Genomic DNA, 9,891 nt, shown 5'->3' with positions numbered 1-9,891 from the left:
ACGGATGTGGTGAGTCGAGGGCTGCGACGCCGCCGGCATACTGACGCTGCGCGGCATTCACGTGGAGACCTTCGCCCCCACGCACCAGGTCGTCGTCGCCAGTGACGAGCTGCAAGGGCGGCTCCAGGAAGGACCGTGCTTCGACGCCGCGCGCAGGCGTACCGAGGAGCCGGTGTTCCGCATCGCGGATTTCACGGCCGAGCAGGAGCGGTGGCCCGTCTACGCGCCGCCGGCCCGCGAGCTGGGCGTCGGCAGCATGATGGGCTTCCTCCTCTACACCGAGGGCGAGGAGATGGGCGCCCTCAATCTCCACTCCCGGCGCCCGACGGCCTTCACCGAGGACAGCGAGACCGCGGGCTGGCTCCTGGCCTCGCACGCCGCGGTCGCCCTGTCCAGCGCGCGCACCCTGGGTCAGATGGAGCGTGCCGTCGCCACCCGGCACGCGATCGGGTAAGCCATGGGCATCCTGATGGCTTCTCACCAGCTCACCGAGGAGCAGTCGTTCTCCCTGCTGCGCCGCTGCTCGCAGGAGAAGAACGTCAAGCTCCGGGACGTCGCACGCCAGGTGTGCGAACGAGGCGGCCTGGACTGACCGCGTTTCCGCGTCCCGCCCGGTCAGTGCCGGGGCGGATCGAGGTGCCGGTCGCCATCCCCCGCGACCAGGACCTCTCGTACGAATCGCCGCAGATGCGCGCGTACGGCGTCGGGCTGCTCCAGCCAGGGTTCGTGCCCCGCCGACTCGATCCGGGTCAGCGGAACCGCGAGTCGCCGCGCGAGGGATTCAAGTGCTGAGATCGGGCGGGGATCCTGGCGTGCGCCGAGGAGTTCCGCCCGTGCGGGCAGGCACGCGCGCAGGGCGTCGAGGTGGTCGTCGAGCGGGTCCGCGCGTCCTTCCGCGCCGAGTTCGGCGTTCATCGTCCAGTTGACGGGGCGGCGGCATCGGGCGGCCCGCGCCGCCCAGCGCCGACCGCGTTCGAGGTCGGCGTGGTCGGCACACCAGGCCAGGGTGAGCAGTTCGACCTCCTGCTCCTCCGTACGACGGGGCACCGCCTCCAGGACGCGCAGCCGCTCCCGCTGCGCCACGGACATGCGGCGGTTCCGCTCCGCTCGTTCCCCGGTGCGCCAGTCACCGACGAAAGGCCCGCACATCAGCAGCGTCCCGGCCGCGCGCTCGGGGTACTTCAGGCAGAAGCGGCTCGCCAGGTCGGTGCCGTAGGAGTGTCCGACGAGTACGGCCGTGGGCGCGTCCCAGGCATCGAGCAGCTCGGCGAGGTCGTCGACGTGCCGGGTCGGCGTGTGGGATCCCTGCCACGGGGACCGGCCGGTGCCGCGCTGGTCGTAGCGGTACACGGGTGCGAGGTCCGCGACCATGGGGGCGACGTCCTCCAGATAGTCGGGCAGCCCGGGACCGCCGTGGAGCAGGACCACGGGTGGTTGTCCCCTCCTGTCCCCGAGCGCCCGCCAGCTCACCCGCGCCGCGTCGCTCATCGTCGCGACGCCTTGCGTCGTTGTCGAGGTCACCGCCGAGCACCTACCCATCCGTCGAGGACCGCCTCCGCTTGACTCCGTGGGCGGCTACCCAAAGGATCACCTGTGGCCACTGCCCCGTGTCAGAAGGAGCTCCCCCCGGTGACCAGCCGCGTCCTGTTGGTCTCACCCGCCCTGACCGCCTCGCTGCGTCAGGCCCGATTCGACGACGGGGCCTCGCTCGACGAGAGGGGTCGGGCCGATGCACGGGCAGCGGCAGGTTCCCTGCCCGTGGACGCCACCGTCGTCACCTCGGACAGCCTGCGCTGCCGGGAGACGGCGGAAGCGCTCGGACTCTCCGGCACGGACTCACCCGCGGACCTCGCCGGTATGTCGATGGGGCACTGGCGCGGCAGGACCCTGCACGAGGTGAGCACCGCGGAGCCCGACGCGGTGGCCCGCTGGCTCGCCGATCCCGGATACGCGCCGACCGGCGGGGAGTCGGTACTCGGCGTCTGCGCGCGCGTGGCGCGCTGGCTCGATGCCACGGCGGCCGGTTCGGGACGTGTCGTCGCCGTGGTGGAACCGGAGGTCGTACGCGCCGCGGTGCTGCATGCGACGGGCGCGCCGCCTGCGGCGTTCTGGCGGCTCGACGTGGCACCGCTGACGGTCACGGAGCTCAGCGGTCGGGCCGGACGGTGGAACGTGCGGCTCGGGCGTCCGGTGACCTCCCCCTGAGGCAGGCCGACTTGACCGTCCGGACGAGGGGGTCGGCGAAGGGCCGTGTTCAGCGGAACGACGGGTCCCGGTAGCGGCTCAGTAACGCGGCGACGGCGCACCGCAGACACTCCCCCTCCGGCAGCGCGCCCAGGCGTGCGGTGTCACCGCAGGCGCCGTCCCCCGCGCAGTCCTCCACCAGCTCCTCCAGCTCCCGCACCAGGCGCTCGGTCCGCTTCGCCTGCTGGGCGAGGACGCGCACGCGCGCGCTCTGGCCGCCGATCTGTCTTCGGCTCGCGACCAGTTGCTCGTACTCGTCGACGGTGAGGGCCACCGCTTCGCGACCGCCGAGGGTGATGTGGTGGGGCTGGAGCTGTCTGGCCACTCGGCTCCTCGATTCGTCGGGCAGATCGGTGACGGGGGGTGCCTCGGAAACGACTGAGGGCCCTCGGATGGTTCCGAGGGCCCTCATATACACACGGACGGGTCAGCGTCCCGTGGCGACAGCCCGATCGAGTGCCGCCTCGTCCGCACGCGGACGCAGCAGACGTTCGGCCAACTCACCGAACAGCAGCCCGAATCCGCCCCACAGCGTGATCTGCATGGCGACGGCGGAGAGCCGGAAGCGCCACAGCAGAGCCGCCGGGAAGTGCTCGGGCACCTCGTTGATCACGGGCAGGAAGGCGTACGCGATGCCGATGACCGCGGTGAAGCCGAGCACCGCCACGACCGTCGCGTACCAGGTGCCGATGTGGGCGGCGAGACGCTTGCCGAGGATGGTCGCGCCGATGGCGAGAAGCACGCTCAGCACCATCATCAGCAGGTACAGGGTGGTCCGCTTGCCTATGGTGTCGGGGTTGCCGACGGCAGGCGGGTTGGCCGGATACTTCAGGAAGGGCACCACGTACACCGCGAGCAGCGCGCAGCCCGAGAGCAGCAGGGCGGTGGCACGCGGGCCGAACCGGCCGACGCGCCCCAGGGCGAAGCAGTACGCGAGTGCGGCGATGCCGCCGAAGGCGACCCCGTAGATGAGGATGCCGGTCGCGAGACCGGCCGTGGACTGCAGGCCCCGGGAGACGAGTTCGACCTCGTCACCGTGGGAGTGACCTGCGTGGGCCTCCTCGAAGCCGATGGCACTGTCGACGTTGGGTTCGCCGAGGAAGTAGCCGACGATCAGGGCGAGCACGCCGGCCCCCAGGCCGGCGAGCATGCCTCGAACGAGGAGATTGCGGACAGTTGTCGAGTTCATGAGCGCGCGGCGTCCCTCTGGTCAGTGGCAGGGGAAGCCGAGCAGGTGGCGGGCGTCGTGCACCCACTCATGGACCTCCGCGCCGCTGAACACGGAGGTGGCGCCCTGTTCGGCGCCGACGAAGTACAGCAGGACCAGCATCAGCACGCCGAAGAAGACGGCCCAGGGGGCGATGTCCTTCAGGGGCAGCTTGGCCGGTGCGGTGGGGGTGGCGGTCGGCTGGGCGACATGTTGCGCCATGGCAGGGCCTCCTGGGGAGCTCGCGTCCCGTCTCGGTGGTGCACAGGACGACAGCCACGGGTCTGACTCACGGGCGGTCCGAGGACCGCCCGCACACAGTGGCGCGACCGTGCCGGAGTTGCACCGGCTTCCGTTCGTGCCGTCGTCGTTAACCCACTGAACGTATCGTCTGTCGCGTCCATGGCCAAGATGGAGTCCCTGGCCGGCGGGCAAAGATCTGCCCTGGAAGCGGGCAATGGCGTCGCCCCTGGGCCCAGGAAACGGCCGCCCCTAGGCGCGGGGCCTCAGCCGCAGGGAATGGTGTCGTCGATGCCGAACGTCTGCCTCCCGCTCAGCCACGACACCTCCCACTTGACGTCGCACTTCTCGGAGTCCTCCACCTTCCCGGCCAGCACGTCGACCTTCTTCGTCGCGCCCTTGCCGATCCCGCAGGTGACGAAATTGGGCTCGTCGCGCTCGACTCCCTTGTACGTCTTGCAGCCCGGGGTGGCCGTCGAGATCTCCTGGCCCCAGATCATGAGGTCGGCCTGGGTCTCGGTGCCGCCGTTGTGGGTCACGGTGAACGTGAAGGGGGTCTCGCCCTGCTCGCTGCGCTTCCCCGGCGTCACCTCGACCTTGTACGGCGGGTCCTTGCGCTGGGAGGCCAGGGTGAAGGAGCTCGACATGCTGTCGTGCAGGCGGGTTCCGCTGAAGGGGCTCCCGTCGTGGGCGTGCACGGTGAGGTCGGCGACCACGTCGTAGGTGCCGGGGCCGACGTAGGGCACGGGGCTGTTCAGGGCCCCGTCGGCGATCTGCTGGCCGTCACGGAACATCTTCCACTGGCCGGTGACGTCACAGTGCTGCCACTTGTGCAGCGCGTTCCAGCAGTTGGACCCCGTGGCGATGTTCATGAACCGGCCGGCCTGGCCGACCTTCGCGCACAGTCTGACGTTGGCGTTGTTGCCACCGCCGCTGACCCGGTGGATGCCGCCGCAGTGCTCCTCGGGTGCGGCCTGCGCGGCGGCCGCCCACTGGGGGCCGCCGGGGAGAGCGGTGGCGGCCTGTGTCGCGGGCAGACCGCACAGCGCGGTGGCCATGGTCAACGCGGCCAGGAGAGTACGTCGCATGCCTGGGGTTCCTCACATCACGGAGAAGGGTGGGCGGCTCCGCAGTCTGGCCCTCGGGGTGTCCCCCGAACCCCCGTTCTCCGTGCGCGCCGCGCCACTTCACCTGATCAGCCGGGCCCGGCGGACCCGACCGGGAGGAACCGTGACCGCCGGGCGGCGGCATCGCGCGCCCGCGGCCGACGAGCACTGACCGCCCCCAGGACGGCCCGCACTCACTCGCCGGGCGCGCCCGTCACGCCGATGTCCTGCGGGTCAAGACCCGTCAGCCGGGCGATGCGCGGCGCGGGGATGCCCGCCGTGAGGGCGCGCTGCACCAGGGCCCGCCAGTCCTGAGTGGTCTCCCGGAAGGACAGGAGCTCGGTCTCCATGTCGGTCACCGACCGCGGCGAGCACGCCTGTTCCACCCGCAGGGTTTCCTGTTCGCTCAGAGGTACGGGCAGGCGCTCGGCGTCCTCCGGCACGAAGCCCTCGAATCCGGCGGGCACGATCCGGACCAGTTCCGAATCGGCGGGCACTCCGTGGGCCTGCAGCCAGCCGTGGACCGCGGGGGTTCCGGCGCATTCCAGTTCGCCGACCGCGGCGAGGGCCGCTCCCAGGCGCGGGTGGTCTTCGGGGAGTACGAAGAGCAGGGCATCGTCAGACATCGTCGGAGCTCTCTGAGAGGCGAGTGCAGGGGCCCGGAAGGCCCTTGATGCTAACCCTCCGGAGGCCCTCGACGCCCATTCCACCACCGCGTCCAACCCGCGCGGCCCGCGCCCGACTTCAGCGACGTCCTCCGCCGCCCCGGCCTGGCCCGATCGCGGGCCGCACGCGCGTGGACGGACGTTCGGGAAGTGACACCACCTTGCGAAGCGGACCGCTGGTCCGTATCTTAGAAACGGACCGAGAGTCCGGATCTTTTCACGAGCTGGAGGGCACCATGTCCGTACCGATTTCACCGCCATCAGCCACCTTGCCGTCGGCCTCCACTCCCGCAGCGGATCTCTACCGCCACGGCCTCGCACTTCTTCTGGCCAAGGACATCGCCGGGTGGGTCGAACTGTGGGCCGAGGACGGGGTCCTGGAGTTCCCGTTCGCTCCCGAGGGGTGGCCCCGTCGGCTGGACGGCAAGGCCGCCGTCGCCGACTACATGCGCCATTACCCCGACCACATCGACCTGCACGACTTCCCTGACGTACGGATGCACCAGACCGTCGAGCCGGGGACCGTCGTGGTCGAGATGCGCGGTGTCGGGCGCCTGGTGAAGACCGGTGCGCCGTTCGACATGACCTATATCGCCGTCGTCACCGTGCGGGACGGGCTCATCAGTTCCTACCGCGACTACTGGAATCCCCTCGCCGTCCTCGAACCCGGCACCGACTTCACCGGGAGCGCCCGATGAGCACCACCGGAACCAACGCCGGAACCAGCACCGGGACCGGCACCACGCTGGTCATCGGCGCCACCGGCGTCACCGGCAGCAGGACCGTGGCGCGGCTCGTCGCCGGCAGACATCGCGTCAAGGCCGCCAGCCGCCGCGCCACCCCGGTGCCCGGCGCCGAGCCCGTCCGCTTCGACTGGTACGACCCCGCCACCCACGCCACCGCCCTGGACGGGGCCGACCGCGTCTACCTCATTCCGCCGATCGGCGACGCGGACCCCTTGGCGACGATGCGGCCCTTCCTCGGCGAGGCCCGCGCCCATGGCGTACGCCGCGCCGTGCTGCTCAGTTCCTCGGCCATCCCCGAGGGCGGCCCGGCGGTGGGCAAGGTGCACGAGGCGCTGCCCGGCTTCTTCGAGCACTGGGCGGTGCTGCGCCCCTCGTGGTTCATGCAGAACTTCACCGGTGCCCACGCGCACGCCCTCAGCATCCGCGAGGAGGGCGCCGTCTGGACCGCGACCGGCAGCGGGCGGATCGGTTTCGTCGACGCCGATGACATCGCCGAGGTCGCCGTCCGCGCGCTCACCGACGAGCGGGCCCCCGACACCGATCTGGTGCTGACCGGGCCGGAGGTCCTCGGCTACGACGACATCGCCGAGATCGTCTCCGACGTCACCGGCAGGCCGGTGGAGCACCGCCGTCTCTCCTACGAGCAGCTGCGCGATCGGCTCGCGGCGCTGATACCGGTGGAGTTCGCCGCGATGCTCGCCGAGATGGACCGTGCCATCGCCGGGGGTGCCGAGGACCGCACCACCGACACCGTGCGGCGCGTCACCGGCCGCCCGCCGCGTTCCTTCCGCGCGTTCATGGCGAGCGCGGAGTCTGAAAAGACCGGAGCCTGAAGGGCGGGGATTCCGAGGTGTGCGGATTCCGAAATGCGGTGTGTCGCCTTCCGCCGCTCGGTCAACTGCGCTGACCGTGCGATGCTGTGACGGCTCGTCGCCCGGACGCGGGCGATCCCGGTTGGGTGAACACCAGTGGCCCGCGCCCCCGACACGGCAGAACGTGGGGTCCATGAACTCCAACATCCTGCGTGCCGCGATCGCCGCCGCCGCTCTGTCCGCCGCCCTGCTCACCCCCAACGCCGCCCAGGCCGCCGCCGCGCCCGGCGCGCCGGCCAACTGCAACCGGCAGGCGGAGCGTCTGCTCACCGCCGAGGACGCGATGGCCAAGTTGCCGTCCGTCCGGGACGACGCGGGCGTCAAGGCCGCGGGGCTGAAGGCGGCCAAGGCCGACCACGCCTGGCAGGACGCCCGCTACGCCGTCGAGGAAGCGCTCGACAACGGAGTCGGCGGCGACGAACTGGCCGCGCTCAAGGCCGAGGTGCGGCACACCAGTGACGCGCTCGACGCCGCGTACGCCGAGGAGCGCGCCGCCCTCGACAAGGCGGGCAAGTCGCACGCCGCGGCGAAGAAGGAAGTCACCAACGCCAAGCGCGCCCTGACCCGCTGTCTGAAGAAGCACGGCTGACCGGTCCCGAGCTCGCCACGGCCACGGCGCTCGCCAACAGGTGCCTTCGCCGCACACCGCCTGCGTCGTCCAAAGGCGCGTCCCATAACCTCATGCGTGGAGTCGCCAGATGCCATGTGGATCCACTTTGAGGAGGCGGAGTGCTCGCAAAAGGCACGCGGTTGTTCGCGGGCGCCGCGGTCGTGGCCGGTATGGCGCTGGTGGGCCCCAGCACGCCGAGCGGTGCCGTCTTCGCCAGGCCACTGCCCGTCGAGGCCGTCAAGGACATCGTGCCCGAGCGGGTCATGACGTGGAACATCTGCAATCCGTGCGAGGACGACAACGTCGGCAGGGCAGCGGAGATCGCCTCGTACGCGCCCCAGGTCATCGGCCTCCAAGAAGCGTGCGTACGCGATGTCGACAGGCTCCGGGAGTACCTGGAGAAACTGCACGGGCTGGTCTACCACGTCGAGTACGGGACGGTTCTGCGGAACTGGGGCCGCTGCGGAGGCTGGCCCTGGCGTCCTGGTGCCTTCGGTCAGGCGATCCTCTCGGCGGCGCCGATGACGGACCGGGTGAACGTCGAGTACCCCGAAGGCGGGTCCGAGGACCGCGGGTACATGGCGGTCACGACCGAGGTGGGCGGCCGTCCCGTCCGGGTCTTCAACACCCACCTCGCCCAACGGAGTCAGGAGGCGTTCCGGGAGGGGCAGACCCGCGTCCTTGCCGCGGAGGTCGCCCGGCACGACCGCGCGATCGTTCTCGGGGACTTCAACGCCGTGCCCGAGGCGCCCGAACTCGCCCGGATGTGGCGGCTCTCCACGGCCACCGACCGTCCGTGCCGCCCCGCGTCGGCGGGCACCGGCACCTCCGCGGAGACGGACGCTGACGCTGACACCGGGACGTGCGAGCCGACGACCGACTGGCAGAGCCGCTTCGACTACGTCTTCCTGCGCGGTCTCACCCCGCGCGAGGAGGGCGTCCGGCCCTCCCCCTACTCGGACCACCACTTGGTGCACACCGACATCGACCCGGCCTGAGCGGCAGGGGGCGCCGTCAGTGGCCGTCCTGTCCGGCGAACATCTCGATCAGACCGTGCGGCGCGTTCTCGTCGAACATGAACCCGTAGAGCTCGTCGCCGTCGACCGTGGCCGCGGTGCTGCGGGGGAACATGGCCCGCTCGTGCGCGGCGAGGGCGGTCTCGATGTCGTCGGGGTGTGCGGCGATGGCCTTGCCCAGTTCCGCGCCGTCGAGCATGGCCAGGTTGGCGCCCTCGCCGTTCGGGGCCGCCGCGTGGGCGGCGTCGCCGATCAGGGTCACGCCGGGCACCCGCTCCCACCGGTGCTCGGCCGGCAGGCCGTGCAGGGGGCGCAGGATCGGCGTGGTGTCGCTCTCGGTGAGGAGCGCGGTGAGTTCCGGCGCCCAGCCATCGAACTCCGCCGCGATCCGGGCGGTGGCCGCGGCCGCGTCGGTGAAGTCGATGGCCTCGAACCAGTCCCGCGGCTTGGCGAGGGCCACGTACGTGTGCAGGGTGTCGCCCTTCTCCCGGTGCGCCTGGATGCCCTTGCCCGGCGCGAGCGCGAGCATCGATCCGCCGCCGACCGCCTTCGCGGCGGCCGGGTGGCGGGTGTCGGCGTCGAACAGGTAGGTCTCGACGAACGACATGCCCGTGTACGCGGGGGTGTCGGTGGAGAGCAGCGGCCGGACCCGGGACCAGGCGCCGTCCGCGCCGACCAGCAGCTCCGTGGTCACCGTGCTGCCGTCGGCGAACGTCACCTCGTGGCGGCCGCCGCCGAGGGAACGCGTGCCGCCGACCTTGTGGCCCCAGCGCACGGTGCCTTCCGGGAGCGCGTCGAGCAGCAGCTGTCGCAGTTCACCGCGCTGCACCTCGGGGCGGCCGCCCGTGCCCTCGTCGGGCGTGTCGAGCAGCACGGTGCCGTCCCGGTCGATGATCCGCATCGCCTCGCGGCCCGCCAGGACGATGGCGTGGAACTCGTCCATCAGGCCGGCCGCCTTGAGGGCGAGCTGTCCGTTGTAGTCGTGGATGTCGAGCATGCCGCCCTGTGCCCGTGCCGAAGGCGATGCCTCCGCCTCGTAGACCGTGACCGGGATGCCGTGGACGTGCAGGACACGGGCGAGCGTCAGCCCGCCGAGTCCGGCGCCGATGATCGTGACGTGGGTGTTCATGGTGATTCCTTACGTGGGGTCCGGCTGCCGGAAGGGCCTCCGGCAGGATCTCTCCA

The 9,891-nt window shown here is 71.3% G+C and carries 12 protein-coding genes, 1 pseudogene and 1 riboswitch; of the genes and pseudogenes, 6 read left to right on the top strand and 7 right to left on the bottom strand.

Annotated features, from left to right (window positions below):
* Nucleotides 1-13: 13 nt before the first annotated feature.
* Nucleotides 14-592: pseudogene (locus ACIO9J_RS24570) on the top strand (GAF and ANTAR domain-containing protein); the annotation flags it as partial.
* A gap of 23 nt (nucleotides 593-615) precedes the next feature.
* On the opposite strand, the gene ACIO9J_RS24565 reads toward ACIO9J_RS24570, so the two are convergent.
* Complete coding sequence (locus ACIO9J_RS24565) at nucleotides 616-1,521, bottom strand: alpha/beta fold hydrolase (protein ID WP_402003321.1); 906 nt, start codon at nucleotides 1,519-1,521, stop codon at nucleotides 616-618.
* A gap of 108 nt (nucleotides 1,522-1,629) precedes the next feature.
* Here ACIO9J_RS24565 and ACIO9J_RS24560 point away from each other — a divergent pair, with 108 nt between their 5' ends.
* Nucleotides 1,630-2,205: a histidine phosphatase family protein gene (locus tag ACIO9J_RS24560; protein WP_402003319.1), complete on the top strand. Its 576-nt coding sequence runs from the start codon at nucleotides 1,630-1,632 to the stop codon at nucleotides 2,203-2,205.
* A gap of 49 nt (nucleotides 2,206-2,254) precedes the next feature.
* On the opposite strand, the gene ACIO9J_RS24555 is transcribed toward ACIO9J_RS24560, so the two are convergent.
* The 5 genes from ACIO9J_RS24555 to ACIO9J_RS24535 form a co-directional block, all read right to left on the bottom strand.
* The gene (locus tag ACIO9J_RS24555; RefSeq protein ID WP_402003317.1) at nucleotides 2,255-2,569 is read right to left on the bottom strand and encodes a hypothetical protein; all 315 of its coding nucleotides are present in this window, start codon (nucleotides 2,567-2,569) and stop codon (nucleotides 2,255-2,257) included.
* Nucleotides 2,570-2,671: 102 nt separating this feature from the next.
* Nucleotides 2,672-3,433, bottom strand: coding sequence for a CbtA family protein (locus ACIO9J_RS24550; RefSeq protein ID WP_402003314.1), 762 nt, complete (start codon nucleotides 3,431-3,433; stop codon nucleotides 2,672-2,674).
* Between the two features lie 21 nt (nucleotides 3,434-3,454).
* Nucleotides 3,455-3,673, bottom strand: a complete 219-nt coding sequence (locus ACIO9J_RS24545; protein WP_402003312.1) for a CbtB-domain containing protein — start codon at nucleotides 3,671-3,673, stop codon at nucleotides 3,455-3,457.
* Nucleotides 3,674-3,733: 60 nt separating this feature from the next.
* A riboswitch (cobalamin riboswitch) is annotated at nucleotides 3,734-3,805 on the bottom strand.
* 152 nt (nucleotides 3,806-3,957) lie between these two features.
* Nucleotides 3,958-4,779, bottom strand: coding sequence for a hypothetical protein (locus tag ACIO9J_RS24540; protein WP_402003310.1), 822 nt, complete (start codon nucleotides 4,777-4,779; stop codon nucleotides 3,958-3,960).
* 212 nt (nucleotides 4,780-4,991) lie between these two features.
* On the bottom strand, nucleotides 4,992-5,423 hold the full coding sequence (locus ACIO9J_RS24535) for a DUF6003 family protein (RefSeq protein WP_402003307.1): 432 nt from the start codon (nucleotides 5,421-5,423) through the stop codon (nucleotides 4,992-4,994).
* A 275-nt stretch (nucleotides 5,424-5,698) separates the two neighbouring features.
* On the opposite strand from ACIO9J_RS24535, the gene ACIO9J_RS24530 reads away from it, so the two are divergent.
* The 4 genes from ACIO9J_RS24530 to ACIO9J_RS24515 all read left to right on the top strand — a co-directional run bounded on the left by ACIO9J_RS24530 (nucleotide 5,699) and on the right by ACIO9J_RS24515 (nucleotide 8,688).
* A complete protein-coding gene (locus tag ACIO9J_RS24530) occupies nucleotides 5,699-6,160 on the top strand; it encodes a nuclear transport factor 2 family protein (protein ID WP_402003304.1) in 462 nt (153 codons plus the stop codon).
* Nucleotides 6,157-7,041 (top strand): NAD(P)H-binding protein, encoded by an 885-nt coding sequence (locus ACIO9J_RS24525; protein WP_402003301.1) that lies wholly within the window; start codon nucleotides 6,157-6,159, stop codon nucleotides 7,039-7,041. Before ACIO9J_RS24530 ends, ACIO9J_RS24525 begins: the two co-directional genes overlap by 4 nt.
* A 172-nt stretch (nucleotides 7,042-7,213) precedes the next feature.
* A complete protein-coding gene (locus ACIO9J_RS24520) occupies nucleotides 7,214-7,669 on the top strand; it encodes a hypothetical protein (protein ID WP_402003298.1) in 456 nt (151 codons plus the stop codon).
* A gap of 140 nt (nucleotides 7,670-7,809) precedes the next feature.
* The gene (locus ACIO9J_RS24515) at nucleotides 7,810-8,688 is read left to right on the top strand and encodes an endonuclease/exonuclease/phosphatase family protein (RefSeq protein WP_402003296.1); all 879 of its coding nucleotides are present in this window, start codon (nucleotides 7,810-7,812) and stop codon (nucleotides 8,686-8,688) included.
* A gap of 16 nt (nucleotides 8,689-8,704) precedes the next feature.
* On the opposite strand, the gene ACIO9J_RS24510 is transcribed toward ACIO9J_RS24515, so the two are convergent.
* Nucleotides 8,705-9,835, bottom strand: coding sequence for an FAD-dependent oxidoreductase (locus ACIO9J_RS24510; protein ID WP_402003294.1), 1,131 nt, complete (start codon nucleotides 9,833-9,835; stop codon nucleotides 8,705-8,707).
* Nucleotides 9,836-9,891 lie beyond the last annotated feature (56 nt).

Origin of the sequence: Streptomyces sp. NPDC087300 (assembly GCF_044744425.1) — a bacterium.
Classification (GTDB): Bacteria; Actinomycetota; Actinomycetes; order Streptomycetales; family Streptomycetaceae; genus Streptomyces.
Note: the sequence above shows the minus strand (reverse complement) of the source record. Positions and strands in the feature narration are given on the sequence as shown.

Excerpts from the sequence above, each read along its gene's own strand:
- ACIO9J_RS24550 (WP_402003314.1), bottom strand. The coding sequence starts at position 3,433 with ATGAACTCGACAACTGTCCGCAATCTCCTCGTTCGAGGCATGCTCGCC.
- ACIO9J_RS24545 (WP_402003312.1), bottom strand. The coding sequence starts at position 3,673 with ATGGCGCAACATGTCGCCCAGCCGACCGCCACCCCCACCGCACCGGCC.
- ACIO9J_RS24540 (WP_402003310.1), bottom strand. The coding sequence starts at position 4,779 with ATGCGACGTACTCTCCTGGCCGCGTTGACCATGGCCACCGCGCTGTGC.
- ACIO9J_RS24535 (WP_402003307.1), bottom strand. The coding sequence starts at position 5,423 with ATGTCTGACGATGCCCTGCTCTTCGTACTCCCCGAAGACCACCCGCGC.
- ACIO9J_RS24530 (WP_402003304.1), top strand. The coding sequence starts at position 5,699 with ATGTCCGTACCGATTTCACCGCCATCAGCCACCTTGCCGTCGGCCTCC.
- ACIO9J_RS24525 (WP_402003301.1), top strand. The coding sequence starts at position 6,157 with ATGAGCACCACCGGAACCAACGCCGGAACCAGCACCGGGACCGGCACC.
- ACIO9J_RS24520 (WP_402003298.1), top strand. The coding sequence starts at position 7,214 with ATGAACTCCAACATCCTGCGTGCCGCGATCGCCGCCGCCGCTCTGTCC.
- ACIO9J_RS24510 (WP_402003294.1), bottom strand. The coding sequence starts at position 9,835 with ATGAACACCCACGTCACGATCATCGGCGCCGGACTCGGCGGGCTGACG.